Source organism: Microcoleus sp. PH2017_34_RAT_O_A, from assembly GCF_020737885.1.
Taxonomy (GTDB): Bacteria; Cyanobacteriota; Cyanobacteriia; order Cyanobacteriales; family Microcoleaceae; genus Microcoleus.
In genome coordinates this window covers 1-26536 of the sequence record NZ_JAEQDD010000048.1, presented here as the reverse complement: position 1 = coordinate 26536, position 26536 = coordinate 1, and the positions used below count along the sequence as shown (strand labels likewise).

The 26536-nt window shown below is 42.7% G+C and carries 22 protein-coding genes and 1 tRNA gene; 10 read left to right on the top strand and 13 right to left on the bottom strand.

The annotated features are described in order from the left end of the window. Window positions 1–152: 152 nt before the first annotated feature. The 7 genes from ureC to JGK11_RS17290 form a co-directional block, all read right to left on the bottom strand. Window positions 153–1925 carry an urease subunit alpha gene (ureC, locus tag JGK11_RS17320; RefSeq protein WP_293186506.1) on the bottom strand — a complete coding sequence of 591 codons (1773 nt, stop codon included), beginning with the start codon at window positions 1923–1925 and terminating at the stop codon, window positions 153–155. A gap of 279 nt (window positions 1926–2204) precedes the next feature. Then, window positions 2205–3335 (bottom strand): glycosyltransferase family 61 protein, encoded by a 1131-nt coding sequence (locus JGK11_RS17315; RefSeq protein ID WP_293186508.1) that lies wholly within the window; start codon window positions 3333–3335, stop codon window positions 2205–2207. Between the two features lie 469 nt (window positions 3336–3804). Then, entirely contained in the window at window positions 3805–4116 is a 312-nt protein-coding gene (locus JGK11_RS17310; protein ID WP_293186510.1) for an urease subunit beta, read from the bottom strand. Between the two features lie 36 nt (window positions 4117–4152). After that, window positions 4153–4455, bottom strand: a complete 303-nt coding sequence (gene ureA / locus JGK11_RS17305) for an urease subunit gamma (protein WP_293153142.1) — start codon at window positions 4453–4455, stop codon at window positions 4153–4155. Between the two features lie 316 nt (window positions 4456–4771). Then, window positions 4772–5659 carry an urease accessory protein UreD gene (locus tag JGK11_RS17300; RefSeq protein ID WP_293193495.1) on the bottom strand — a complete coding sequence of 296 codons (888 nt, stop codon included), beginning with the start codon at window positions 5657–5659 and terminating at the stop codon, window positions 4772–4774. Window positions 5660–5723: 64 nt separating this feature from the next. Beyond that, window positions 5724–7049 (bottom strand): photosystem II assembly protein, encoded by a 1326-nt coding sequence (locus tag JGK11_RS17295; protein WP_293212373.1) that lies wholly within the window; start codon window positions 7047–7049, stop codon window positions 5724–5726. Further along, entirely contained in the window at window positions 7042–7965 is a 924-nt protein-coding gene (locus JGK11_RS17290) for a radical SAM protein (protein WP_293186516.1), read from the bottom strand. The genes JGK11_RS17295 and JGK11_RS17290 overlap by 8 nt, the downstream gene beginning before the upstream one ends. Before the next feature lie 730 nt (window positions 7966–8695). Between JGK11_RS17290 and JGK11_RS17285 the strand changes: the two genes are divergently transcribed. Next, window positions 8696–10471 (top strand): ATP-binding protein, encoded by a 1776-nt coding sequence (locus tag JGK11_RS17285; RefSeq protein WP_293186518.1) that lies wholly within the window; start codon window positions 8696–8698, stop codon window positions 10469–10471. Between the two features lie 407 nt (window positions 10472–10878). Here the strand turns inward: JGK11_RS17285 and JGK11_RS17280 are convergent. Further along, window positions 10879–10963 (bottom strand) — tRNA-Leu (locus tag JGK11_RS17280). Between the two features lie 199 nt (window positions 10964–11162). Between JGK11_RS17280 and ndhL the strand changes: the two genes are divergently transcribed. The 4 genes from ndhL to JGK11_RS17260 all read left to right on the top strand — a co-directional run bounded on the left by ndhL (window position 11163) and on the right by JGK11_RS17260 (window position 14065). Continuing rightward, on the top strand, window positions 11163–11378 hold the full coding sequence (ndhL, locus tag JGK11_RS17275) for an NAD(P)H-quinone oxidoreductase subunit L (protein ID WP_293153127.1): 216 nt from the start codon (window positions 11163–11165) through the stop codon (window positions 11376–11378). Beyond that, window positions 11379–11684, top strand: coding sequence for a DUF3007 family protein (locus JGK11_RS17270; protein WP_293186520.1), 306 nt, complete (start codon window positions 11379–11381; stop codon window positions 11682–11684). 328 nt (window positions 11685–12012) lie between these two features. After that, on the top strand, window positions 12013–12810 hold the full coding sequence (trpA, locus tag JGK11_RS17265) for a tryptophan synthase subunit alpha (RefSeq protein WP_293153118.1): 798 nt from the start codon (window positions 12013–12015) through the stop codon (window positions 12808–12810). 550 nt (window positions 12811–13360) lie between these two features. Next, the gene (locus JGK11_RS17260) at window positions 13361–14065 is read left to right on the top strand and encodes a DUF6658 family protein (protein ID WP_293193492.1); all 705 of its coding nucleotides are present in this window, start codon (window positions 13361–13363) and stop codon (window positions 14063–14065) included. Between the two features lie 666 nt (window positions 14066–14731). Here JGK11_RS17260 and JGK11_RS17255 read toward each other — a convergent pair. Then, window positions 14732–16363: a GTP-binding protein gene (locus tag JGK11_RS17255; RefSeq protein WP_293212372.1), complete on the bottom strand. Its 1632-nt coding sequence runs from the start codon at window positions 16361–16363 to the stop codon at window positions 14732–14734. 29 nt (window positions 16364–16392) lie between these two features. Between JGK11_RS17255 and JGK11_RS17250 the strand changes: the two genes are divergently transcribed. Then, the gene (locus tag JGK11_RS17250; protein ID WP_293204928.1) at window positions 16393–16617 is read left to right on the top strand and encodes a hypothetical protein; all 225 of its coding nucleotides are present in this window, start codon (window positions 16393–16395) and stop codon (window positions 16615–16617) included. A gap of 388 nt (window positions 16618–17005) precedes the next feature. Continuing rightward, on the top strand, window positions 17006–17533 hold the full coding sequence (locus tag JGK11_RS17245) for a DUF937 domain-containing protein (protein ID WP_293186526.1): 528 nt from the start codon (window positions 17006–17008) through the stop codon (window positions 17531–17533). 108 nt (window positions 17534–17641) lie between these two features. Here JGK11_RS17245 and JGK11_RS17240 read toward each other — a convergent pair whose 3' ends face one another. The 3 genes from JGK11_RS17240 to JGK11_RS17230 all read right to left on the bottom strand — a co-directional run bounded on the left by JGK11_RS17240 (window position 17642) and on the right by JGK11_RS17230 (window position 19911). Further along, window positions 17642–18052, bottom strand: a complete 411-nt coding sequence (locus JGK11_RS17240) for an Npun_F0494 family protein (protein WP_293193489.1) — start codon at window positions 18050–18052, stop codon at window positions 17642–17644. 127 nt (window positions 18053–18179) lie between these two features. Then, the gene (locus tag JGK11_RS17235) at window positions 18180–19574 is read right to left on the bottom strand and encodes a hypothetical protein (RefSeq protein ID WP_293196998.1); all 1395 of its coding nucleotides are present in this window, start codon (window positions 19572–19574) and stop codon (window positions 18180–18182) included. A 160-nt stretch (window positions 19575–19734) separates the two neighbouring features. Continuing rightward, entirely contained in the window at window positions 19735–19911 is a 177-nt protein-coding gene (locus JGK11_RS17230) for a hypothetical protein (protein ID WP_293196999.1), read from the bottom strand. Window positions 19912–20105: 194 nt separating this feature from the next. On the opposite strand from JGK11_RS17230, the gene JGK11_RS17225 reads away from it, so the two are divergent. Beyond that, window positions 20106–21461, top strand: coding sequence for an NB-ARC domain-containing protein (locus JGK11_RS17225; protein WP_293197000.1), 1356 nt, complete (start codon window positions 20106–20108; stop codon window positions 21459–21461). A gap of 131 nt (window positions 21462–21592) precedes the next feature. On the opposite strand, the gene JGK11_RS17220 is transcribed toward JGK11_RS17225, so the two are convergent. Continuing rightward, entirely contained in the window at window positions 21593–21859 is a 267-nt protein-coding gene (locus JGK11_RS17220; RefSeq protein WP_293197001.1) for a hypothetical protein, read from the bottom strand. Between the two features lie 228 nt (window positions 21860–22087). Between JGK11_RS17220 and JGK11_RS17215 the strand changes: the two genes are divergently transcribed. Beyond that, the gene (locus tag JGK11_RS17215; protein WP_293157736.1) at window positions 22088–22528 is read left to right on the top strand and encodes a peroxiredoxin; all 441 of its coding nucleotides are present in this window, start codon (window positions 22088–22090) and stop codon (window positions 22526–22528) included. An 882-nt stretch (window positions 22529–23410) separates the two neighbouring features. Continuing rightward, on the top strand, window positions 23411–26065 hold the full coding sequence (locus JGK11_RS17210) for a C39 family peptidase (protein ID WP_293212371.1): 2655 nt from the start codon (window positions 23411–23413) through the stop codon (window positions 26063–26065). Window positions 26066–26536: the final 471 nt, after the last annotated feature.

Here is a 26536-nt window from a genome sequence, read left to right as displayed (position 1 = left end):
AATACAAATGTACCATAATTTATTGGTGAAATGTTCATCTAAATAATCGCGGGGATGGGGCGGGTTTATGAGATTGTTTGTGGATTTCATAGATGGTTGGTGAACCCGCCCTACGGAATTTTGGGATTGTTTTGATGAGGCTGCACAACCAATCAAAACAGAAAATATCTCTGCGCCATTGGCAAAACAGTTGCCGGTTCGCAAGTCAACAATTGTCCATCCGCCCTCACTTCATAGGTTTCTGGATCGACTTCCATGTGCGGCAAATAATCGTTGAGTTTCATATCTCTTTTACTAATCTGCCTTGTCCCGGAAACTGCTACAGTTGGCTTTTGTAAACCGAGCTGTGCTGCAATATCTCGATCGCGCGCCACCTGCGAAACAAACGTCAAACAAGTCGCCCCAATTGCCCCCCCAAAGCTGCCAAACATCGGCCGCATATGCACCGGCTGCGGCGTCGGAATGCTCGCATTAGCGTCCCCCATCTGCCCGTAGGCGATCGCACCACCCTTAATTACCAACTCCGGTTTCACCCCAAAAAACGCCGGCCGCCACAAACACAAATCCGCCAACTTACCCTCTTCCACCGAACCCACATACTGACTAATTCCGTGAGTAATCGCCGGATTAATCGTGTATTTAGCAATATACCGCTTCGCCCGAAAATTATCATTTCCCCCCTCTATTCTCCCCCCTTGGTAAGGGGGGGTTATCCCTCTTGTTTCCCCCCCTTGGTAAGGGGGGGTTAGGGGGGGTAAATTCCCCCTTTGCACCTTCATCTTATGCGCCGTTTGCCAAGTCCGAATAATCACCTCTCCCACTCTTCCCATGGCCTGCGAATCAGAAGAAATCATACTAAAAGCACCCAAATCGTGCAAAATGTCCTCAGCAGCAATAGTTTCCCTTCTAATTCTCGACTCAGCAAAAGCCACATCCTCAGGAATCCCCCGATCCAAATGGTGGCAAACCATCAACATATCTAAATGTTCTTCCAAAGTATTGACAGTGTAAGGGCGAGTCGGGTTAGTAGACGAAGGCAAAACATTAGCTTGGCCGCACACTTTAATAATATCCGGTGCGTGTCCGCCGCCAGCACCTTCTGTGTGGTAAGTGTGAATTGCCCGATTTTTAAACGCAGCAATTGTAGCTTCCACAAATCCCGCTTCATTCAGAGTGTCTGTGTGAATTGCCACCTGCACGTCGTACTCATCAGCTACATTCAAACAATTGTCGATCGTTGCTGGCGTAGTTCCCCAATCTTCATGAAGCTTCAAACCCATTGCACCCGCCAAAACTTGCTCGACTAATCCTTGAGGTTGACTGCTATTTCCCTTACCTAAAAATCCCAGATTCACCGGAAAAGCATCGGCTGATTGCAGCATTCTGTACATATGCCAAGGCCCCGGAGTGCAAGTTGTAGCGTTTGTACCCGTTGCTGGGCCAGTGCCGCCGCCGATCATGGTAGTGACTCCAGAGGCGATCGCCACTTCGATTTGTTGCGGGCAAATAAAATGAATGTGAGTATCAACTCCCCCCGCCGTCAGAATCATTCCCTCACCAGCAATTACTTCCGTGCCGGGCCCGATAATAATATCTACCCTATCTTGAATGTAAGGATTTCCGGCTTTCCCAATTTTAAAAATCTTGCCATCTTTAATCCCAATATCTGCCTTGACAATCCCCCACCAATCCAATATCAAAGCATTAGTAATTACCGTATCAACAGCACCATCAGCATTAGAAATAGGCGACTGTCCCATGCCATCGCGAATGACTTTACCGCCGCCAAACTTAACTTCATCCCCGTAGGTTGTGAAATCTTGTTCAACCTCTATGAATAACTCAGTATCAGCTAACCGCACGCGATCGCCCGTTGTCGGCCCGAAGGTTTCCGCGTAAGCGCGGCGATCCATTCTGTAACTCATGCTTTCTCCTAATATAAATATTTTTTTAGTTGGCAGTTGAGGCTCGCTTAAATTATACTATGTGCCGAGTTCTTCAATCTGAGTTAGCAAATATAGCGGTTCTCAAGCGTGGTGAGGTATGCCCTAATGCCCTAATGCCCACGGAACCCACGGAGCCCTATGCCCACGGAGCCCTATGCCCACGGAGCCCTATGCCCTATGCCCATGAGTACCTCATCTTTTTGAGAAAGGCTATATTTACAACATTTGTGCGATCGCCCCATTTGTCGATTTGTAAATTCATTCCAGCATTTTCTTGATTTCCCTTCTCAAAACCTCCACATCCACCGTCATATCCATGCTAATTAAACTCCAATCTTCCGAATCGTCGCTGTTATCAACCATACGGGAGTATTCTAATCCCAATATCTGGGAAATGTAATAGAAAAACGGCGGCGTGTACCCGCCATAAAAGCATTCCAATACTTTCGTTCCAGGCTGACACCACAACAAATTTGTAAAACCAGCGCCGTGAGGGCCAACAACCACCGCTGCTTCTGCAAACAGGCGAATTTGTTCATCCACAGTGCGCGAAATATCTTCCAAAATTTCAAAACCAAACTCTTTCAACACCTCTCGTACTTGTGCCTCATTTTTAACCTGGCGTTGCCCGCTTCTAGAAAGATACAATTTCCTGTAAGGCTTGACATTTTCCTTGAGACAGAATTTCTTCCGCAAAAGCTCTATATCGTAAGGACTGGGGAAATACCAATCTTGATTGTTTCCTAATACTAAACTTTCTGCATGATATCCTGTATCTCTAGCCCGAGTGTCGATTAGCGAGCTTTTAGGAATACCGAGTTTGGTCAGAAAATCCAACTCAAAAGCTGTATGGCGCAAAGGATAACAAATTTTGGCTTCTTGCCAAATCTCCTTACCTAAAGCCTCCTCAATCCTACAAAGTTTTGCCAGTACAAAAATCACATAATCGTAATAACTGCACCACAAATGCGACCAAGGAGCAACTACCAGCGGATAGGTAATTTGGTGGGATTTATAAGGCCATTCCAGAATACCCGCGCCGCTAATCCGAAAATCTAGGTCTAACAGCAACTTGTGATTTAGCAGCGTGTTTCCAGACGTACAAATAGTTAGAGCCTCTATGTGTTTATTCACGGAAATTTTCCACACATAATCCGGGTCAAAAGACACGGTTGTTTCTGTGGTAAAAAACCGAGAAGGTACTCCATTTACTGAGGTTAATGCAGGTATGTTGACGGGTTCGTGCTGCTGTTTGTAAACGATGCTGTTATCTAATAATTTGATGCTGGTACGCCGATCTAACGGGGTTCTCCAGATACGCCTCGACGTTGCAAGCAAACTCTGCTTCAACATCTGTTTTATCTGGTCAACTAATTTTGGATTCATCATGCGCTTTTGCTGTGTATGTTTGCGGTTTTGAATACCAATATCGATCGCAAACTGCCGATTTTAACTCGCTCAAAAGTCTGAGGTTTCACTAACAAAAGAAAGGCATTTATACACTTATGCAGAGAATTTTTTTTGACATTGCTTTGTCACTCTCCAGCGGTAGTGCTGTTCAACAGTTGACAGTTGGCAGTTGACAGTTGACCGAAGGAGAGCGACCTCTACCTAGAAGGAAGAGAATTGGAGTAATGAATAGTCTGATTTTAATTTCTCCCGATCGGGGAGAGGCTTTCAACCAATTCTTTCTGGTAAGTGATACCATTTTGATTTTAGCTTTTCCATAGGATGACCGAGCGCGATCCTGGTTGGGATTGCGAGGTTAAAGTTGCATTATTTTAACTGGGATGAGTTTTAAGTTAACAAATTCCCAATTCAACATTCAACACTTGCAAACGATTTTCTGCTTTCATACTTAACTTTCCAGATGACCGTTCACTTTTCCATTAAAGCCGTAGACTTGACGGCTACCCACAAACGGTACTAATTGAATTTCTCTTTCATCTCCCGGCTCAAATCTAACTGCTGTACCTGCGGGGATATCCAACCGCATTCCTTTTGCTTGTTCTCGTTCAAATTCTAAGGCTTCGTTTGCTTCGTAAAAGTGATAGTGGGAACCAACTTGAATGGGCCTGTCACCCGTATTTGCAACCAGCAACCGCACTGTTGGGCGATCGGCATTTAGCTCAATTTCACCGTCTGAAACAATCATTTCTCCCGGAATCATATCTGTCTCCTGCGAGTCTGTGGGTTTAAATATTATTTAACGAATCGGATCGTGCACTGTCACCAACTTAGTTCCGTCGGGAAAAGTCGCCTCAACTTGCACTTCATGCACCATTTCCGGTATCCCTTCCATCACATCTTCCCGCGTCAGGAGAGTTGTCCCGTAGCTCATTAAATCTGCGACGGTGAGGCCATCTCTTGCTCCTTCTAAAATCGCGGCGGAAATGTAGGCTAGTGCTTCTGGATAGTTTAATTTTAAACCTCTGTGTTTGCGACGCTCTGCTAGCAGGGCGGCGGTGAAAATCAGCAGTTTGTCTTTTTCTTGGGGGGTGAGTTGCATTTTTATTCTTGTAAGTGCGATCGCATTATTTATTCAAGTTCAACTATCAGCCGTGGCAAATCATCGGTAATTACATCCCATGACTCAAGATAGTGTTAACATCTGGTTTGTGTCAAGGTGATTTATCCTTTTGTTTTTGGACTTTAGCAAAGAACCGAAAACGACTTTTTGCCGATCGCATATTTCTGACTTAAATCGGCTATATTTGTCACGACGAATGTCAATCGGAAGAAGTAGTCTGTCTGGTACTGGGGGCGGGTATTGCATTTGATGTGTTGCACCGGAAACAGAAAGTAGGTGAAACTAAAAGAGAATGCTATTTTATCCAAACTCTGGGCAAACAGCAAGGGCGTTCTGAAAAAGACAAGCGCAGCAATTCCCAAATAGCGACAAACCAGTCTCTGGCGGCAGCGGTGGACGAACCGCGATATCGGCACAGCAAACCGTTGGGAATGCGAGTAACGCCGGCAGCAGAATTAACGGCTACAGATCCGGAATAAATTGTATCTTCGCACCGCAAAGCTCGCACTTTTTCCAGCATCTCGGCTGTGACTGGTTCGCCGATCCAAGCGAGGGTAGCAACTACGGGTTTTCCTGCTAAGCCGTGAGCGCTTTCGAGCATTTCGCCCCCACCTTTGAGCCATTGTCTGTCAATCCACAGAGGGCTGTTTTTTTGCCAGATTTCGGTGTGCGATCGCCATTCTCCAGACAAGAACTTTTCGCCCCTAGCACTGCGTCCGAACCGCGTAATTTCCCACAGCAAAATACTGGCTTGCGGTGCTAATTCTACCCGCAAGTCTTGTCGGTAAACTGCGCCGTCGAAAACGATAGTTTCCTGGGGAAGCCATTCCAAATGAGCGCCAGTATCTAGTTGAATGTCAATATTTTGTTGCGCTGACTGTCCGCTGCTGCGATAAATTTTACCAGCCGCAGCGGTGGTGATTAAGGCTTTGGCGTTTTGTTGGAGGTGGAAATTGAGCGAAAGGCGATCGCCCCCGACAACTCCCCCAGCCGTGTGCAAAATTACGCTGTGACAAACCTCTTTCCCTTCAGGATAAAACGGACGCTGTACCTTGAGCGGCGCTTGCATTTGATTGTGAATAATTTGGGTAGCCCCGTCACGGTTTGCGTAGGCTAACTTGAGGCTGCCATGCCAACCATTTTGAAATTTATTTGTAGGTTTGTCAGTCGAATTTAGAATCACAGATTTTTCTAGTTGAATATTAAAATTGAAACTTATTTGGTCAATAATTGTGAGATTCTTTTCTTTATTTAAAATTATTCTTCCCCAATATCACATAGTCGTCAAGTTTATAATTTAAGTCATAATTTAACTTAAAGTGCTGGCGAAAAAGCGGACTGATAAATTGCTGAAGAGGTAAATTTTCTCTAGCAAATTTTGCAAAGTTAGGAGGGAATTTCCTGCTACCAGTTGCACTTAAATATTTATACCAAACTAAGTTCAACCCCAGATCGTCAACGAATTGTTTTACTACGCTTAACTCCTGTTCCTCATCATCAACTTGACGAATATTGTAAGGTTTAAGCAACTTATTTTCTTGAATAATTAGCAAAACATAACCACAATCTGTCAGGCAATCCGTAAATATATCCTTATAAATGCGATGGGATTTTTCTCTTCTATCCTCATCGTTAAAAAAACAGTGAGAAATTACAATAAAATCAAAAAAGTTTTGAGGAATCTTTCTAGATTGACTTTCACCATCAAAGATACTAGAAGTGTCAAACCGAAAGTAAGCATTGATCTCGTGGGGTTCCATATATTGCCGCCAAAATTGGAGTCCGCGATATTGAAAAGCTTTTTGCTGTTCCAAAGAGTAATAGGATATGTGCATTGGCGGTATTAAACAAAAGTCGTTAATAGTTTGCAGGAACAAACCTAGTCCGTAGGCAACTGTCCCCGGCCCTGCGGCAATATCAAGGATATTGACTTTAGTTGGTAATAATCCTGCTTTGTAAATGAGAAACCAAGCTAGATATGCACAATAGACGTTATCTAGGAAATACCTAATTAAATAGATGTGAGGACTTAGCTCAAAACTGTATCGAGGATCTTGTCCTTCTTTGAGTTTTTGTATATCGTCAATAGCTTGTTGAAGTAAAGAATCAAAATTTGTTTTTTGCCGACTCAAATTATTCAGCTCATTTTTGATGAAACCAGCCAAATGTTGTTCAAACTTATCAAATACTTTTTCATAAATCCCTGTGCATTGAATCATGCTGGCATCGCATTCTTTAAGCTTGAAACTTTGTGAAATAACTTCAATAAATTGTGTATCCGGAGTCAATAAGCTTAAGTCATCAATATCTCCGGGAAAGGCATCAATTTTTCCGAACCCCAGTTCCAGTTCTAACTCTGCTAAACGCCGATCGCCTTCTTGGAGGCGGTTATTTTTTTGTTGCAATAATTTTTCAAGCTGTAGCCATTCTTTATATAGTTTCTCCTGCCACGATAATTTTGCCCCTGAATTTTGTATTTCTTTTAACAGTTTTTGGGCAAGTCGATTATTTTGACTCTTAACGGCTTGGTTAAACTTTTGAGAACGCCACCAGTTAGCTAGCAGATTATTCATAGCCAAATCCCTCTTTGCCTTCCATGATTTCAACATCCGGGAGCATCGCCTTGAGTTTATTTTTAAACTTGCGATAACTCTGCTGTTCGCTATTGTACCACCAAGCGTACTTTTGTTTAAGAGCTAATGCTTCTGAGCGCGTTGATGCAATTAGCGATCGCTCGTTGCTGGCATGAAAATCTTGAATCACTACCCGATCGACAACTTCTAGCTTGCTAATAAAATTACCTTCATCTTCGGGTAGGGTAGGTAGTAGTGGGGTCACAGTTATAGAAAATCTGACTTCGCAATTTTCTTGATAAGGAAAGCTGTATTTCAGTTTGGCAATAGCTTTAAGTCTTGCAGGAATACTCGGAGATTTTGGTTCAAAATCTTTCCGCACTTTTTCGCTACCAGTTGGAATGCTCATGTTGATTCGCAATCGCTGGAATTGCTGTAAAATATCGATATCTCTAGTTATCATAGGACTGCGAGTTTGGATAACCAGCGTCGGCTGATAGGGAACCATGACTTCTAACAAATGCCTAGTTAGTTGTTCTTTCGATTCAATTGGCTGATACGGATCTGTGACACTACTCATGTAAATTGTCGGTGGGCGATCGGGGTTTTTCTTGTGCCAACATTCTAACTCTTTCTTAAGAATTGCCACTGCATTTTGCTTGATAATTACCCAATTTCCCCAATCATCTCGCATCTGTGAATTCGGGCTGAAAGCAGCAGCATAACAATAGCTGCATCCGTACTGACAGCCCCGATAAGGATTTAGCGTGAAATCGTAAGCACTGATAAATCCAGTAGCTTTGTTAAGCACTGATTGTGCATTTTGTGCATACACTTTGGCATTCCCGAAGTTTTCCCTGAGTGCGGAAGTGTGTTTTTTGCCGACGGAATATCCCTCATACTGAGACTTTACCATGATTACACGTGCTCCACGATTAAAAGAGAAAATGTTTAGGGATGAGAAATGCGATGGTGTTTCGATTTTACTATTTTATAGTACCGAACTAAAAAAAAGTTGCCAAAACAGTGGGGAATTACTCAATTTTATAATAAGTTTTTTGAAGAAACAACTAGCTAACTTTATAAACTGTATTTTAAGGTCGATCGCCAATGTAATGCAAGCTTATGGATTTACTGACAGCGACGATATTTTCGCAAAATTGCTGAAATCCCACCTAGAACTGGCAAAAAAAACCGGAAGAACCCGTAGTTAGAGCTTGTATCCTTAACTAAGTAAGTGAAAATACTGTAGCTTTTTTTATGATTTTTGTAAAGTTGCGTATAATCACATAAATTGTTGATACAGATCACAAACACTTTTGTCTAAGAACAGAGATAATTAAGGCGTTATGGGGTAAATCGCGTCGGCTGGCAGCTCAGATAGCAATTGATCTGGCAAATTCAATAGAAAGATTAGTTTGACATTTTGTACTCAACCAACTGTCAGGCTAGAAAACGAAAAAGTTAAAAATCCGAAAAATTATTGTATCTCCCTATCGTTTTTTTAGGGAGTAGAATACGAAGTATTATAATTTTTCAACAAATCTACTGATTAACTGAGAAATACAGGTTTATGCTGTTTCTCGATATTGCAAAAAATTGTGCAGGATGTCAACTACTCCTGATTTGTTTGGGAGGAACTTTCGATGTTATTATTGACCGACACTCAGCCCCAAGATAGCAAAGTAGAGCCAGCAAACTCTGCTCAGAAAAAATTGTTACACCATAGATTTATTAATTTAAACTGGCTAAGGGAACGATTCAACCATTTGCGGATAGGCCAAAAAATCAGCTATGGCTATGCTTTAGCTATCGGCATAGCGATTTTGGGAACGGGTGCGGGCCTGAAAGTGGGAGACTACTTTCGCAAGCAAGCTTTAATTCAGGTAAATGTTGCTCAACAACAACAGCAACTGTTGCAAAATTTGCAAAATAGCATATTTGAAGCCCGATCGCACGCAGCGAGATTCCCGGCAGTTTTGGGAAACACGGTGTGGCTGCAATACGAACACGATCGGTTTGTCCAGCAAATCAATCAGGCGAAAATCCTGATTGCGGAAATACAATTTTTTGCGATCAAAAATCCCGACTGGCTAGCAAGACAAGAGAAAGATTTGCAGTCAATATTGCCAAGGTATGCGATGGTCATCGATTATTACGATCGGCTAACTAAACTGCAATTAAAAGAAGCCGAAGTGTGGCATTTGGAAGCTAACCGCATCGAGTCGGCACAGCTACAATTGTTGAGAAATCGCAGCGGCGAAGAGGCGATCGTACTAGATAAACTTTCCGATCATTTAACCCAATTAATTGCTACTGTAGACATTCAAAAAATGCAAGGGGTAGAAGCATTAGAAGAAGCTGAAAGTTTGCGAAACCGAATTATTCTCGGGAGTATGGTAATTTCAGGACTCCTCGCCGTGTTACTGGCGGACAAAACGAGCCGCGCCATTGCCCAACCCCTCGAAAGCGTGACAAACGTCGCCCAGCAAGTAGCCCGCGAATCTAATTTTAACCTGCAAGTACCAGTCACAACTGAAGACGAAATCGGAGTTTTAGCGGCTTCTTTCAATGAATTGATTCAGCGAGTTAGCGATTATACACAAGAACTAAAAGAAACTCAATCCCAATTAATTCAGACTGAAAAAATGTCGTCTCTCGGTCAAATGGTGGCAGGGATCGCCCACGAAATCAACAATCCGGTTAATTTCATCGGTGGTAACATTGACCATGCTAATAGATACATCCAAGATTTGGCAGACTTGGTAACTCTCTATCAAGCATACTATCCCAACCCACCGGATGAAATTAAAGACTGCATCGAAGACATTGAATTGGACTTTCTCAGCAAAGATTTGCCAAAAACGCTTGCTTCGATGAAAATGGGAGCCGATCGCATTCGCGAAATTGTCGTATCCATGCGGAACTTTTCCCGTTTAGACGACGGTTACATGAAACCTGCGGACATTCACGAAGGAATAGACAGCACCCTGATAATTCTCAATCACCGACTCAAACAAGGTATCGAAGTTATTAAAGAATACGCTAATTTGCCTCCGGTTGAGTGCTATGGAGCGCAACTGAATCAAGTATTTATGAACGTACTCGGCAATGCAATTGATGCGCTGGAGGAGGTAAAAAAGGCAGACAGAGCGTTTTCACCAACGATTTGGATCTGCACGGAAGTTACGGCAGATAATGCTATCACTGTCAAGATTCGGGATAATGGGCCGGGAATTACCGCAGCCACTGCCCAACAGATATTTGACCCGTTTTTTACTACAAAGTCGATCGGCAAAGGCACTGGATTAGGATTGGCTATTTCCTATCAAATCGTTGCCAAGCATCAAGGCAAAATTGAGATGAATTCTCAAATTGGACAGGGGACGGAATTTGCGATTACTTTGCCAATTGCTGAGTAATATAGCAGGCGATCCGGGACGGGCTAGAAGCCCATCCCACAAATCGGGGGGTGCATCTCAATGCAAGCGAATATATCCGTATGGGCTATAGCATGACCGCAGAAAATATGGGATTATAACTAATAACTTATATGCGGTCATGCTTCTTCAGGCTTCAAAAACCAGATCCACCCAAATCCGGGACGGGCTAGAAGCCCATCCCACAAATCTTGCAAGCATTACTATAAGCTAGCGCGCATCTAATTTGAAGAATTCTCTTTCTTACAACTCTTGTGGGGTGGGCTTCTAGCCCGCCCGAAAAGTTAAATCCGCCACATCTTAGGATTTAGAGAAAGATGAGCGGAAATTAGAACTCTTGGTGTTGAGGCCAATCTGAAACTATTAGCTCACAAACCATGAAAATTTAATGGGGGTGGAGGGACTTGAACCCACACGACCGTTTCGGGTCAACGGATTTTAAGTCCGTAGCGTCTACCATTCCGCCACACCCCCTTTCGTGAAGCTGCTGCTGTGGTTTTGACCCACTGACAACAACAGCCTTTTATTCTACACGCAAAACCCTAAATAGCGCAACCCCTAATTGAAAAATTCTCAAAAGTCGCGCTGTATCTCCCCAAGCGGTACAATAGTTAACCAGCTAGCTGAGCGTGTCAACCGACTGACCCTGTTATTATTCCCTTAAAGCAAATCTATGTATATTACCTTGCTGCTTTACGCCGTCTTGGGAGGAGCTTACCTCCTGGTAGTACCCGCGGGCACCTACGCTTACCTGAACAGTCGCTGGTACGTGGCCTCCTCTTTTGAGCGTGGCTTCATGTACTTCTTGATGTTCTTCTTTTTCCCTGGTATGTTTCTCCTCGCTCCTTTTTTGAATTTTCGCCCCAAACGGCGGCAGATAGAAGCCTAAATGCGACGTATTGACGTAATTGGAATCAGTCTAGGCTTTTTTGTAGCGGGTGGGTTGGCCTACTTGGTGCTACAATTCGCCGGACTCGACAGCATGAATGCTGGGATTTGGAGTCAGTTATTTTTGATAGCTGGCTTGATTGGCTGGCTGGTGACTTATTTGTTTCGAGCGCTTACTCAAAAGATGACTTACAGTCAGCAACTGAAAGAGTACAAAGATGCTGTCTTGCAGAAGCAGCTCGATGAACTCACTCCTGAAGAGTTAGCCAAACTTCAAGCCGAAATTGAGCAGGAAAAAGATAGTTAGTCAGTGGTTAGTTGTCAGTTGTCAGTTGTCAGTTGTTAGTGGTTAGTTGTTAGTTGTCAGTTGTTATATCATGTCCGGTCGATCGACCGCGATTTTTGTAGGGGCCCGTGAGCCAACAATACCTGCCAATAATTGATAATCTCAAAAACCCGCCCCGACCGGGATATTATGGTTAATCAATCGGACATGATATTAGTTGTTATTAGCTAATACCAACTGCCAACAACCAACTGCCAAGAATCAACTGCCAAGAATCAACTGCCAAGAATCAACTGCCAAGAATCAACTGCCAAGAATCAACTGCCAACAACCAACTGCCAACTCCCTAATGACTATTTCTCATTGTTTTGAAACGTTGCGAAAAAGCAACCAGTGTGGATTAATTCCTTTTATTACTGCTGGCGATCCAGATTTGGAGACAACGGCTAAAGCGCTACAAGTTTTGGATGATAACGGTGCAGATGCGATCGAGCTTGGCGTACCTTATTCCGATCCCCTAGCTGACGGGCCGGTGATTCAAGCTGCTGCTACGAGGGCGCTACAGCGGGGAACGCGGTTAGATTCGGTACTGGAAATGGTAGCGAGAGTTAGTCCGAATTTGCGATCGCCCATCATTCTCTTCGCATACTACAACCCGATTTTGTACCGAGGTATCGAAACCTTCTTGCAGGAAATCAAAAGTGCTGGAGTTCAGGGATTGCTTGTACCAGACTTGCCCTTAGAAGAAGCTGACAGCCTCATCCAACCTGCCAACAAATTAGGGATTGAACTCACCTTATTAGTTGCTCCCACAAGTCCCAAAAGTCGCATAGAAGCGATCGCTCGCGCGTCTCAAGGATTTATTTACTTAGTCAGCGTGATGGGGGTGACAGGAGTGCGGGAAGGCTTAGATACGCGAGCAAAAGAGTTGCTGCAAGAAATCCGCAGCATCACCGACAAACCCATCGGCGTCGGCTTTGGTATCTCGAAACCCGAACACGCCCGTCAAGTCAAAGAATGGGGTGCAGATGCTGCGATTGTTGGTAGTGCTTTTGTGAAACGCTTGGCCCAAGGAACTCCAGAAGAGGGTTTAGAGGCGATCGGCGAATTCTGCAAGAGTCTAAAAACAGCTATTCAAAATGATTAGTAACTGTGCAGATACTTTCCGCCATTAGACAGATGTGGGCGATCGGCACGTGCGGCGACAATTGCCATTAAAGACCTTGTTGTACTTGAGATCGTACACCCATTTCCTTCTGGTTCCTGACCGGAAGGTTTTTTTACCTCCCAAAGCGCAAAACAGTTCAACTACAGTTCAACAGTTGACAGTTGACAGTTGACAGTTGACAGTTTGAGAGCGACCTCTACCCTTAAGTCCGAGGATTGGAGTAATGAATAGTCTGATTTTAATTTTCCCCTCAAAGGGAGAGGCTTTAAACTAATTATTTCTGGTAAAAAATGCTTTTTACTATCATTTAGCTCTCATTCCTGCTCTCGCGACTATAACTAAAGCTTTTGTTATTGCTTCTAGTATGACTTAAGGAATGTTACTTCAGATAGATGAAAAACTTCTGTTTGTCTTCGTATATTTAAAAAAGTGTTTGAGTGCTTAATGTTTGTAATGGTAGCCACCTACAGAACCACCAGGCATTTAAACATATTCCAAAAAATAAGTCACCATAGAAAGGAGCATTTTTATGAACAGACTAACTGCATTTCTGAAAAAAATTCGAGCTGTACAAATTTTAACAGTGTTTCTCGTCGGCATTTTAGTATTTGTGAGCACTGCCTGCAAGGGATCTGATGTCATAGCCGGAAAAACTGCCGACCAAATTAGAAAAGAAGTGCCTTCAGAGGCTGTAACTTCCGTATACAAAGGCGGCCAGAATCAATACAGCGATGACGATCCCAGAAACCCAATGGTTAAAGGAGTAGAAGCACAAGCTAAGCTTCTTAAAGAGGAAGCCCAGCGCCGCATCGAAACCAAATCTAGTAGCAATGTGCGTGAAAATATCCGGCGGGTAGCAGATGACGCGCCGAACAAACTCGACCAAATTGGCGAGAAGATGAATGACAATGTTCGTACCGCTCAGCAGAAAGCTGATGAGTTTGGTGACAAAACAAAACAAGGCTTTGCTAATCTTAAGGAAAATACTCGCGAAGGCTTGAAGGGAGCAAAAGGGATTGTTAAAGAAGCCACCGAGGGAGCAAAAGAAAGAGCTGCTGAGGGTACTGAGTCGCTGAGATATAATGTCAGCGAAGGCAAAGAAAATGTCAAAGATGCAGCGGGAAATGTAAAATACAGCGCTGAAGATGCCTCGGACAAGGTTCGCGCGAAAGTAAATCGAGATATTGACAGAACTCAACGAGCTGCTGAAAGAGCGGTAGACGCGATCGACTAATTTGAAATAAAGCTATTTCCCGATCTCAAAGCAGCAGTCAGACAGAGTTTTTAACCTACCTCTGTCTGACTGCATTTTATTATTCTAGTCTGTTTTAACCCAATACGGTTTACTTAAGATGGTCCGAAGAGAGGCACGTTAGCTTTCGCGATCCGAAGGAAAGCAATCTCCGTATCTATTGTTCATAGGGTTTTACCCCCAGGGTGTTCTTAAGTAAACGGTATTGGGCTTATGTAACAGTATGTAAACAGGCTTAAGTCAGCCAGTAGAAAGCATTTGGACACTTTACAATCGTTTACATAGTTGTGTTTTAAAGCGCCGACTTACTTAGAGCCAAGTCGATCAAACCATATGAAAAATAGACACTCTTGTTTGCTTTCCTTCGGATCGCTGCGCTAACGTGCCTCTCTTCGGACAATCTTAACCTCAAGAAAGGCTGGTTTCAGCAGAATGAAACATGAAATAGCCCTGGAACTAATGACTGTTGACTAATAACTAATAACTAATATAGCCTTTCTCAAAAAGATGAGGTATGGCTGACAGCTTACATAACCGCTTAAATCAAGAGGGCTGAAGCCCAACAACGTACCTCGTCTTTGTGAGAACCGCTATAACAACTAACAACTGTCAACTGTCAACTGTCAACTGTCAACTGTCAACTGACAATTACCATTCATCGTTTCGCTTGTTGCTGTGGGTTTCCCAATCGTCGCCTGGGTGCTGATACAAGGGTTCGGGTTCCAATTCTGCTGACATTTCTAATTCTGGTTCCGATTCTTCTTGCTGGTAGATGTTTAGAGGTTCGACAACGCGGGCGATCGCATCTTTGACAAAAGCTTTGACAAACTCGTCTTTCCGATTTAACTGAAACTGCCTTTGCACGACTTCGGCGATGCCGCCGTCACCCCAATCTTGGTCGTGTCGGAAATATTCAATAAAACTTTTCCCGGCAATTCTGGTTAAATAAGCGGCGCTGACTGCTTGAATTGCTTTGCCAAGTACAAATCCGGCTACACTTAACTGCAACGCCCTTGAGACTACTTGAATTACGCCTTCAACTATTCCTAAGCTGGCTAGGGTTTTGGCGAGAGACAGGGCTAGTTCTTTGGCGCGATCGATATTTAATTCGCAGCCGTAAATCTTGGCAATTTCTACTACCATTTGAGCGTTAACTGCTGCTGTCGCTAACAAATCTACAACTGGCAAAGGCGTAACGGCAATTACTCCGGCTCCGATCCACTGAAAGCGCTCTACTACTTTATCAGCAGCGCGCCGTCTTTGAGCGTCAATTAATTTGCGTGCTTGGTCTCCCAAATGCTGAGATTGTAGCAAAATGTTGTCCGCAATTAAGTCTTCGCCTTCGGCTCGCAAAATTGCTGCGATTCGCCGAATTAATGGCATCATATCGGGGTCTGGCTGAAATATTGTCCCGCTTTCTAGTACAACTTTTTGCGGGTTGGCGCTAATTGCAACTACATCCATTGCTGATATTAAACCTTTAACTCGCTGTCGCAGTCGATCGATAATTTCGTCTCTGTCGTTGTCGGGATAAAGGTCTACTTTATTAAAAACCACGATCGACCTTTTGCCAATTTGGGCCAAAGTCCGCAGCGGTTCATACTCAGATTTGCGTAAATCGCCGTCCAACACAAATAAGATCAAATCAGCCCGGGCCGCCAACTGCCGCGCCAATTCCTCTCTGTAAGTCCCCGCTACTCCCGCTTCCAAGATGCCTGGGGTATCAGTAATTGCTAATTCTCGATCGACTCCTTTCAATTTCAGAGTGTAAGTTTCTCCAACTTCGGTAGTTCCCATTGGCGCCCCCACCTGTCCGGCCATCCGCCCCACCAGCGCATTTACAGCCGAAGTTTTGCCCGCAGAACCGGTACCGAAAACAACGATCCGAACATTGCCGCGGGCCATGCTAGCTTCTATTTCGCGGGCTCTCAACAGCAAAGCTTGCCGTGCTACTTCATCTTGAATGCGATCGACTTGCTGCCTGATTGCTTTGAGATTTTCCGAAGCAGCTTCGCTTTTGACAACAGGAATCTTCGGATCTATCGCCCGTTTTCCCTTAACTTTTCCCGGACGTTGCAGCAGCCTAAAATAATAAAACAGCGCAAAAATTAGCGTTGCTAAAAGTACAACGATCAGGAAAATTAGCAAATTAGCCAGCAGCGGAGAAGCAGACAACGCAACTTGACTGTAAAGCCCAGTTAAGGAACTCACCAGCCCAATAATCAACCCCAGGGTGAGGCAGAAAGCGGCAATTAATGTTAGCAGGCGCGGCAAAGGCATGGGGCAGGGGCAAGTAAAAGGGTTATATTTTGATTTTTACATTTTCGCCAGAACTCGGAACTGTTGAAGCGCCCGATCGTAATGTCGCGCTCGTAAATCCCGATTCGCCTTGTCCTTCGGGTTCGATGCAGTGTGGGTTTGAGTGCCAGCGGATGCAACTAAAACATGGCGATCGCGCCCGAGGCTGCAATTGTAGCTTAGCAGACAATTTATTGTTCCACTCACCCGCCCGAACGCCTTTGTCGGTTTACTGATACCTACCTACCTATTTATTCGATCGCGAGTTGAACTATATAGTTTTTTAAACAAATATATCTTAAGTACCTAGAAACACGGTTTATTAACGTCATACCAGTTGCCAAAAAGAATGCAACTGATTTTCCAGTTTTCCAAATCCTTACGGAATCAGTCATTCCCAATTTTTCAATCTAACATCTAAAATCGTAATCGTATAAGTGCATCCTAAAATATCCGATAACGGAAACGATAAACCAAGTTGCTAGTGCAGGATAAGAACGAGCGTCCTAATAAAAAAATAGTATGATGAGTGAAAATACCCAATTCAAAACTATTTTCGGTAATCTTAAAAAACAGGCTTTGCTATAATTCACAGTTGAGCAACCACTGTACGGAGCGAAAATTATGGGACTCTTTGACCAAATTTTGAGTGCGATCGACAATCCCAACCAACAAGCAAGTCCCAATCAGTTGGGCAACATTCTGGGTGCGGTAGAGCAGTTGAGCGGCAACCACGGCGTCGATGCGGGTACGACTCAGCTAGCGATGTCGGTTTTGGGTGGATACGTGCGATCGGCATTGCAAGACGTGCGATCGCAATCTGGAGACGCACAAGCCCAAGAAGTTGTCAACCAATTTAGCGGCACAAATCCCAATGCACAAGCGGTACAGAGTTTGTTCGGAGGTGGCCAACTGACGCAAATAGTGACCGATATCGCCCAAAGAACCGGCTTGAATAACGAAACAGTGCAAGGGATGATCCCTGTTTTACTGCCCTTGGTACTCAATTTGCTGCAAAGCGGCGGCAACGCCCAAAATCCAGCCCAGGGCGCAAATCCCGTTTTGAATGCGTTTTTAGATGGAGATGGAGACGGCGACGTAGATATTACTGACGCCATGTCGATGGCTAGCCGCTTTTTGAATCAGGGCTAATTACCTGAAAATTCGGGGAGAGAAATTGACGTTTGTAGTGAGGACTTCAGTCCTCATTAAAATCTAATTATGCAGGTGCGCGGCGCGCACCTTACCGCCTTAACGCTCTTATGAAAATAGTCCGAACCCTCGGCTAACGGCATTTCCCAGGCGATCGCACAATGAAGCAGTTGGCAAACTATTTCCTTGCTGTTCCCATTTTTCCACGAGTTGGCGGCCCAGGGGCGTGAGGCGAAAACTATCGGTAATCCCTTGTCCATCTACTTCGCGCCGCAACACGCCGACTTGAATCAGCCACAGCAGCGAGTTTTCGGCTGCGAGTTCGGATACGGGCGATCGGGTGTAGCCACTTTCGACACCTGCATTTGAGGCGATCGCGCTTAGGAAAACGCTGTTATCGCGGATGGTCTGGAAGAAGTGTAATTGAAAAGGAGCACACCGGATCGCGCGATCGGCTCTTTTGACAGTGCGGCTGGGATAACTAATAGATTTAAACGCTTCGGATGGGATAAAAGTCATTGATTTGGCTCAGCATAGGTAGTATATTTTTATGATTACCTATTTAGAGTCTAAGTGGAGTTATAAAAAATATACTAAAATATATGACCGGGCTTGATATGGCATAGCTCCCTCTGCAAGTTGTAACTCATCCCTGTATTTTTGGCATTGGAGAAGAATTACCCCTTATTCCCAAATAGTCTAAAATTTGGCGAGTAATTTTCATGTCACACTTTTCATCTGAAAAAATCCATTGTCCGTTGTAATTAATATCTAGTAAGTAGTAGTCTTGACCATCAAATATCAGATCAAAAGTACAAAAACGAAGTTGCAATACATTAAAACAATTGATTAACTCACTAACAACATAATCAGGTAAATTTATTTCCGACATATTTTCCTTCAGACCATGAGAGTACCGCCAATCTATACCAGCTTTTTTACCTGTTAATTTTTGAGTTTCAATCTTAACACAAGATACATAGTCCATAAAGTATGTTCCTCTTATCTCATACTCTTTATAAATATTGTTCTGTCTGATAACAGGAGGCATTGTTGAAATCCATAAAGAACACTCATTATCATAAACAAAAGGAGAGAAAGCTTGCTCAATCAACCAGTCTGAACTGCGACTTGCCTGCATAGCCAAAGGTTTGATGAACTCTCCTTTTTTCCAGAGATATGTAGAATTTTCAAAATAGCTGTTACATATTTTTATTTGCTTAAGTTCCTTTGCCATTACTTCAAAATAAACCAATTTTTGATCGCTTATATTATATTGAGGAAATAGCTTGTACGCATATTTTATTCTTAGTGAATCAACAAACTCTAATATGTCTTGTCTCGTGAGTTTTTCCAGTGGTGTGTTTACACGAGGCAAGCTGGACGGCTTTCTGTACCAGATATAGGTTGAAATATCAAATAGTAAAAAAACATTTTCAGTAGGTATTGGGTAGCCCTGTGGAGACGAGTATAGAGAAACAATTAGATCGACTGCTATAAATAGAAAGTTTCTCTCCATAGGATCGAGGTGCATGGTAAAGTGAGCATCTTCGATATCAGAAATATAAAGAACAATATTTCTCTTACCTAAAATTTTTCTGAGTATTTGTTCTAGGTGAAGTGTGATTTCAGGTGATTTAATGTATATGCAAAAATCGATTATTTTCTCAATAAATCTCAATTCACAATCGCTAATCTCTAACTCTAGTAACTTTTGAACAAAACTCAATACAGAAAGAATGATTTTATATCCGCGCTTTTTACTTATTTCTAGTAGTTCTTGAAAAAGTTGTTTTTTTTGCGACTCGTCATAATTTAAATATGAAATTTGTTCGGTAAACTTTTCAGTTTTATCTAAATATTTTTCTAAATCTGTTAGAGTTTTTGGCAGAATATCTACATGAGGAGGAGAAACATAGGTAATTTCAGGAAAATTTCCTAAAAAATCAACTATTTCAATATAATATTCATCCAGAGAAACTGTTGATGTTAAACGAAGACAATCTATTTGTTGTTGAGATAAATTTAGAGGGACAAACATAAATTTTAAAAATCCTAAACTAGGTTGGCTAAACTTTTATTGAGAAGAGATTCCCGTAAAAAAAAGTATGATTATCTTCACGGGAACGTGAAAGTGAAATAATTAATCCAGATGTTTTTTCTGTTTTATACATCTGACTCTCGGTCAATAATTAATCGCATTAATCATCAACTACCTTATCGTTCCCTGCCGTGCTTGTATCCGTATTTTTTCCATCTTTTGCAACAATCTCTGTGCAAATAAAACTCTCCATCGCTTTATCAATATTTGGCGAGCTAACAGGAGTTTTTTCTGTGCCTAAATTGACAAAGTTTGGCGCGCTTATAGTTTTAGTCATTGTTGTCTCCTATTTGAAAAATTCTTAGTTTTCTTTAATAAAGATAAAGTAAAAATCGATCGGCCGCTATAGGAAAATGCCTGATTTAATCCAGTCTTTTGTAACAAATTATTAACGTGATTGTCCGACAATGCCTGATCGTGCCTGCCCAAGCTGAGCTATAATGGCTGAAATACTTATACCCTATAAATTTTATGGATGTTAAAGAAGTGTTACAGTTTGCTGATGAGTTAGTTTTTGCCCAGACGGGAAAACACTTAGATGATATTCAGGAAACGGTGATTAAAGGAGTTTGGCAGGGACAGACTTATGAGACAATTGCAGATGAATGTCATCGCAGTGAAAGTCATGTTAGAGACATAGGTTATAAACTTTTGCAAATTTTATCTAAACAGTTAGGCGAAGATGTTAATAAATACAATTTTCGTTCAACAATAGAAAGGATTTATGTTAAATCATCACAGGTGATAGGTATCGGAAATCATCATAAATTTAATTTCTGTTCGCAAACGCTAGATCAATCTCATCAAGATAATCAACAAAATCAAGCTAAAAGTAAACCTAGCTCAAATTTTCACGATTTAACCCTAGCACCGAAAATTACCCATTTTTACGATCGCACAACCGAACTTCAAACCCTATCCCATTGGCTAACTCATCAAAATACTCGTCTAATCTCAGTTTTAGGCTTAAGCGGAATCGGTAAAACTACCCTAGTTAAACAGTTTGTCGATCTCAATTTACAACAATTTGATGTAGTTGTCTGGAAAAACCTCAAACTATCTCAATCTTTAGATGGCATTATTACTGAAATTTTAACAGGTGTTAATCATGATTCTGTTCAACCTGACAATAAGTTAACTCAACTTTTTAATGTTTTACGTCAGAAAAAATGTTTAATTATTCTTGATGATATCCAAGAATTATTTATAAAGGGAGACTGGGCAGGACAATTCAAAACGGAATATAAAAATTACCAAAACTTGTTTACAATGATGACAGAGATTGAACATCAAAGCAGTTTGATCTTAATTAGTCAGGAACAATGTCAAGAAATGATTTGCTTGGATGAGGAGTTATATCCTATTAAGTGCTTAGAGTTAGAAGGAGTAGAGAGTAGGTCAATCATGAAAAACTGGGGATTAAAGGATGATGAAACTTGGGCGCAACTTATAAAGTTATATGAAGGTAATCCCGTTTATTTAAAAGATATTGTCAGCTTAATTAAAAATATTTTTGGGGGCAAAGTCGCTGATTTCTTAAACGAAGATAGTTTAATTGTCACTAAAGACATGAAATCTCGGTTGACTAAATTATTCAAGCGACTATCACCCAGAGAACAAGAGATTGTTTTACAATTAAGTAAATTTGAGCAACCTGTGTCAAGAGAAGATTTAAGACAAAGTTTATCTCTCTCATCAATGGACTTAATGAATGGGTTAGAATCATTGCGTCAACGTTATTTAGTCAAAAGAATAGAAGGAGAGCAAGTATTGTTTGATTTATCTCTTGTTGTTCGAGAATATGTTAGAACTTGTTGCCAAAATTAATTAAGTCAGGACTTACCCACTTCTACCAAAGAAACCGGGTTTTTTACCAAATCTGCGGGTTGTAACTCAGTATTTTCGTCAAAAAACCCGGTTTCTGGACCCCCTGCGTAAGTCCTGTAAGTCTAATTATTTTAGGCATAAACTTTTCTTAGTTCATAAGTATCTGAAGCTTCCGCATCTTCTAAAGTAAGAAACTCGTGCAATTCATTAATAGCAAGAGGATTAAGATAAATATTTAATTCAGCTTCATAAACTTCAGAAAATGACTCGATCGCCTGTTTGAGTTTGTCGATAGACTGTTCGGGAGTATTTCCTTGTCCAACCAATCCATTCTCCAAACACAATGCCACCCAATACTTGGCACTCTTTCGGATAATAACAGTGTAAAAATCTATCATATTTTACTTACTTCATCAAGTTTGATAGCGTCAGTATATTCGGAGTCCACGCCCACAATCTAACACAATATCGCCCGTCAGTCAAGGCACAAAATTACCCATCAAAACTATTCCGAAAGGTAGATTTTACATTTTGGTCGCTCAATTCCGAATCTAAATTTAAGAGATTGACAACAACAGCCCACAATCAACTAAAATATCTTTATCAATCGCAAGGTCAACAAAACTATGACATTACCAGTTGGGTGCGCGGCTCCTCAATTCACCGCCAAAGACACAAACGGCAAAACCGTCTCCCTCTCCGACTTCACGGGTAAAACCGTAATCTTGTATTTCTACCCCAAAGATGACACCCCCGGTTGCACCAGACAAGCTCAAAGCTTCAAAGCAGCCCATGAAGAATACAAGGGCAAAGACATTGTAGTTCTCGGTGTCAGCCGCGACAACGAAGAATCGCACCAAAAGTTCACGGAGAAGTACGGTTTGCCTTTCCAGCTATTAGCAGATGTTGATGGTGCTATTACCAAAGCTTACGATGTTGAGAAAGGTGATTATGCCAAGCGCGTTACTTTTGTTATCGACGGTACTGGCAAAATTATTCAGGTTTATGAAGGGGAAACGATGAAAGTTGACTCTCACGCTCAAGATATTCTGGTCACCATAGTTTAGCCGCCGTTAGTCTAACATTCCTGAACGCACTAAAGGGCTAAAAATCCGGTTTCTTCCGAGATATCTCGTTGCTACACGCAATTTTCTCGTAGAAACCGGATTTTTTTGTAATACCATTTCCACCAAAAATTGCTACAGAATAAATTTTGTGTTTGTTTATCAAACTATTGCGGATATGTGAAATACGCACTCCGACAAAGAAACCGGGTTTTTTCCCAAATTTGCGAATCACAGCAAAGTATTATCGCAAAAACCCGGTTTCTGGCAACCCGTGCGTAAGTCTAAAGAAACCGGGTTTTTTCCCAAATTTGCGAATCACAGCAAAGTATTATCGCAAAAACCCGGTTTCTGGCAACCCGTGCGTAAGTCTTAGGATCGCAAATTAAATAATTTACACTCTTGAAAGTGGGATGGGCGTCCCGCCCGTCCCGGAAGGACGGGCGGGACGCCCATTCCACAAGAACAATAAAGATTGTAAGTTATTTAATTCTCATTCCTTATAAAAATTTTTCGTCGCGACACACCCTACGACTAAAATTCCTCAATCTAAAATCCCTCAATCTAAAATCTCAAATGAGCTAAGTGAGGGGTCAAAGGTATAGGGGGTAATAACCTACTTCCATTAAATTTTTTCTCGCAAAAATTGCGCCACAAATTCTCTCAACCAGCGGTATATTCGCGTCAGGTGCGCGATCGCTAGCTGGACTGTTAGATTTCTGGTAAAAATCTCGCCAACAATAAAAAATTCATGCTTTAAAACGCATTAACTGCCCCTAGATTCAGTCCAGGAGCGATTTTGTCCGGGATCGGATCGTTGTGTTTGATAAAATGAGAAGTTATCCTTGCTGTAGCTGAATAATTAAGTAGGTAGGCGGATACATAATGACAAGCACCAAGACTATTTTGAGTTATTTAGGCCCACAAGAAGTTGAGGCTAATCGAGCCTCTGTCTTAGTTGGCAGTTTTGATAAAAATCAAGTGGCGGCAATCTCAGCAGCAGAAGGCTCAAATTCCCTGAAGGCCGGGATAAATTTATCGACAGGCATTTGGAACATTAGTTTAGAGAAAGGATTCGATAGCGCCGGTACTCGCACGGTGCAGGTGAAGGCAACTGATAAAACAGGCAAAGTTATCGGCGAACAAACAATTAACATCAAAGTTAATCCTGCTTCTAACACACCCGATCGCTCTTTCACGTTAATTACGCTCCAAGATACCCAATTAAAAGCCGGAACAGTGCCTTCTGGCAGTCTTAACTCCCAGCAAAAAGCGGAAATACCCGCAGGTAAAAGTTATCAAATTAGCAGCTACGAGTTAGAAGACGAACACCTGAATGTTGAACTCAATAATCCAATTTCTCCGGTAGGAAAATCCGGCTTTTTTTACGAAAAGCACGCAGTCATCACTAAAGGCTCAAAAATCCTGATCTTCGATCGCGCCGATCTACCTACCCCGCCCCCTGGAATGCAGTTGCTGTGGGTGAACAAAAAAACCTGGTTAAAGCGCAACCCCGCAGATTCGACTATTTTAAGCCCGACTCAGAAAGTGCGATTTGACCAGGGGGAAACTTTCAATATCTTCGGCTACGCTTGCGTGGAAAGTCATTTTCGAGTCACTCTCGATCGCCCAATTCCCAACTTCGGCAATTCGGGATTTATGTACTCGCAACACGTCCAGATTTTGCAAGACGGCAAGGGGATTGCCTGTAACAGAAATGCAGTTACCATGACTGTTGTCAAAACTACTGTGTTGAAAAAACGGCCGGTGGATGCTGTCAAGCTGCAACTGCCAGAAAAAATCACTTTACCGGCGGGAATGATTTACGGAATTTCCGGATTCTCGATCGAACAAGGTCATATTAAAGTCTCGCTGACTGAAAATTTGCCGCCCTTTGGCAATACGGGTTTTGTTTATCCAGATTTCGTGCAATTTGCCAAAGGTGGCAAATCTTTCAATCCGGCCCCAAATTTAACGTATCAAGGCCCGACAGAGGTTTTGGTCAATCAGTCGATCGCACTTTCAGGTACTTTTGACAAGCAAGAAGCAGCAAAAGTTGAGGTAATAGCTGAGGATAAATTTCCGCTAACCGTGACACTCAACCAACAAGCAGGCACTTGGCAAGTGAATTTGGCTAAAGGATTTAGCATACCCGGAGCTCGCTGGCTGAGATTGCGGGCAACTGACAGCAAAGGAAACGTTACCGCCAGCCAAATAATTTATATTACCGTAAGTTCAGATCCGCTGACTGTCGGAAAAGATTTGAGCTTAAAGATAGTTTCCGACACTTGGTTTAAGGTAGCCCCGGTTGATGGTTCCCGCCTCAACAACCAGCAAAAAGTTCTTGTCAAAGCAGGTCAGACTTTGGCCCTTAGCAAGTACGGATTTATTGACGGGCATCTCAAAGTGGTTCTGGATTCGACAATTTCGCCGATCGGCACTTTTGGCTATTTTTACGAACCAGACGTTCAGCTTGCCAAAGGTACAAAAGTCCTGAAATTCGACCTAGCAGACGTACCCAATAGCAACGGGAATGCTCAACTGTTGGTAACTCAAACAACTCTGATTAAAGGTCAACCAAAAGAATCATCGAAACTCCCTGCAAACCAAATTGCTGAACTAACTTTAGGCAGCACCTACGCCATCACTGGTTATGCCTGCATTTTGGGGCATTTCCGAGTAACTTTCGCCGAAGCTATTCCCGGTTTTGGCAATGTGGGATTTATCTATTGGCAATCTGTTCAAATCAAGAAAAACGGCAAAGAAGTTCCCTTTGACCCGGATGCTTTGACAATGACAATGCTGCAACCAACTGTGTTTAAAAAACGCCCTGTAGATGCTGCCAAGCTGACGGCTACCGAGAGAACTACACTGCCTTTAGGTCGAGTTTACGGTGTGGAAAGCTACGGTTTGGAAACCGATCACCTGAAAGTTTCTCTGACTGAAGAGCTGCAAAATTTCGGCAATACAGGTTATGTTTTTCCAAGTTTTGTTCAGTTCAAGCGGGGAGATAAAATTTTCGATCCGGTTCCGAACAATGTGGAATTGAACGTGCCGTATTTTTCACAGCGGGACAATCCGCGTTTTGACTGGTCTACTTGCAACGTAACTGCGATCGCGATGGTGCTGTATTATTACGGCGTTCGTTCTAAGTATGGGGGACAGTTGGAGGATGAGTTGTTGCAGTGGTGTTTCGACTATGCCGGCCAGGGTTCTCAAACCGATCACAACGTGCTTTCGGCGCTGATTAAGGCTTACGGGTTTAAGACGAGTTTTAGTGCGACTCGGAAATGGGCTGACGTGCGATCGGAATTGCTGAATCGGCGGCCGATAGTTTTAGCGGGAGATTTTACGGGGGCGGGTCACATTATCACTTTAATTGGCTACAATTCTGAGGGTTATATCGTGCAAGATCCGTGGGGAGATGCACTCACGGGTTACAGAGATACTGAGGGAAGAAAGTTGATGTATCCGTATGGCTATATCAATCAAGTAGCCGGGCCTGATGGGAATGTTTGGGCGCATTTTATCTCGCGCTAAGCTTTTTAGGAACGGGCCGGAGAGCCCGTTCAATAGGTATGTAGTTGCGCTTGGGCGCTCTTAGCATTTAGGTATGTAGTTGCGCTTGGGCGCTCTTGGCATTGAGGTATGTAGTTGCGCTTCAGCGCTCTTGGCATTGAGGTACGTAGTTGCGCTTCAGCGCTCTTGGCATTGAGGTACGTAGTTGCGCTTCAGCGCTCTTGGCATTGAGGTATGTAGTTGCGCTTCAGCGCTCTTGGCATTGAGGTACGTAGTTGCGCTTCAGCGCTCTTGGCATTGAGGTATGTAGTTGCGCTTCAGCGCTCTTGGCGTTGCTGAACTTGAGTATGAATTTACTTTTTTTACGATCGATAAAAACACAATAGGTATGTAGTTGAGCTTTTGGGTAGAACTTAATTCATACCGTCAATCAGCCACGCCGCGCTCTTTCATATACCAAGCCAAAGAGCGCTGAAGCGCAACTACATACCT

What these genes read in the sequence shown, in the direction of transcription:
- ureC (WP_293186506.1), bottom strand. Translation starts at nt 1,925, where the DNA reads ATGAGTTACAGAATGGATCGCCGCGCTTACGCGGAAACCTTCGGGCCG.
- JGK11_RS17315 (WP_293186508.1), bottom strand. Translation starts at nt 3,335, where the DNA reads ATGATGAATCCAAAATTAGTTGACCAGATAAAACAGATGTTGAAGCAG.
- JGK11_RS17310 (WP_293186510.1), bottom strand. Translation starts at nt 4,116, where the DNA reads ATGATTCCGGGAGAAATGATTGTTTCAGACGGTGAAATTGAGCTAAAT.
- ureA (WP_293153142.1), bottom strand. Translation starts at nt 4,455, where the DNA reads ATGCAACTCACCCCCCAAGAAAAAGACAAACTGCTGATTTTCACCGCC.
- JGK11_RS17295 (WP_293212373.1), bottom strand. Translation starts at nt 7,049, where the DNA reads ATGAATAATCTGCTAGCTAACTGGTGGCGTTCTCAAAAGTTTAACCAA.
- JGK11_RS17290 (WP_293186516.1), bottom strand. Translation starts at nt 7,965, where the DNA reads ATGGTAAAGTCTCAGTATGAGGGATATTCCGTCGGCAAAAAACACACT.
- JGK11_RS17285 (WP_293186518.1), top strand. Translation starts at nt 8,696, where the DNA reads ATGTTATTATTGACCGACACTCAGCCCCAAGATAGCAAAGTAGAGCCA.
- ndhL (WP_293153127.1), top strand. Translation starts at nt 11,163, where the DNA reads ATGTATATTACCTTGCTGCTTTACGCCGTCTTGGGAGGAGCTTACCTC.
- JGK11_RS17270 (WP_293186520.1), top strand. Translation starts at nt 11,379, where the DNA reads ATGCGACGTATTGACGTAATTGGAATCAGTCTAGGCTTTTTTGTAGCG.
- trpA (WP_293153118.1), top strand. Translation starts at nt 12,013, where the DNA reads ATGACTATTTCTCATTGTTTTGAAACGTTGCGAAAAAGCAACCAGTGT.
- JGK11_RS17260 (WP_293193492.1), top strand. Translation starts at nt 13,361, where the DNA reads ATGAACAGACTAACTGCATTTCTGAAAAAAATTCGAGCTGTACAAATT.
- JGK11_RS17255 (WP_293212372.1), bottom strand. Translation starts at nt 16,363, where the DNA reads ATGCCTTTGCCGCGCCTGCTAACATTAATTGCCGCTTTCTGCCTCACC.
- JGK11_RS17245 (WP_293186526.1), top strand. Translation starts at nt 17,006, where the DNA reads ATGGGACTCTTTGACCAAATTTTGAGTGCGATCGACAATCCCAACCAA.
- JGK11_RS17240 (WP_293193489.1), bottom strand. Translation starts at nt 18,052, where the DNA reads ATGACTTTTATCCCATCCGAAGCGTTTAAATCTATTAGTTATCCCAGC.
- JGK11_RS17235 (WP_293196998.1), bottom strand. Translation starts at nt 19,574, where the DNA reads ATGTTTGTCCCTCTAAATTTATCTCAACAACAAATAGATTGTCTTCGT.
- JGK11_RS17230 (WP_293196999.1), bottom strand. Translation starts at nt 19,911, where the DNA reads ATGACTAAAACTATAAGCGCGCCAAACTTTGTCAATTTAGGCACAGAA.
- JGK11_RS17225 (WP_293197000.1), top strand. Translation starts at nt 20,106, where the DNA reads ATGGATGTTAAAGAAGTGTTACAGTTTGCTGATGAGTTAGTTTTTGCC.
- JGK11_RS17220 (WP_293197001.1), bottom strand. Translation starts at nt 21,859, where the DNA reads ATGATAGATTTTTACACTGTTATTATCCGAAAGAGTGCCAAGTATTGG.
- JGK11_RS17215 (WP_293157736.1), top strand. Translation starts at nt 22,088, where the DNA reads ATGACATTACCAGTTGGGTGCGCGGCTCCTCAATTCACCGCCAAAGAC.
- JGK11_RS17210 (WP_293212371.1), top strand. Translation starts at nt 23,411, where the DNA reads ATGACAAGCACCAAGACTATTTTGAGTTATTTAGGCCCACAAGAAGTT.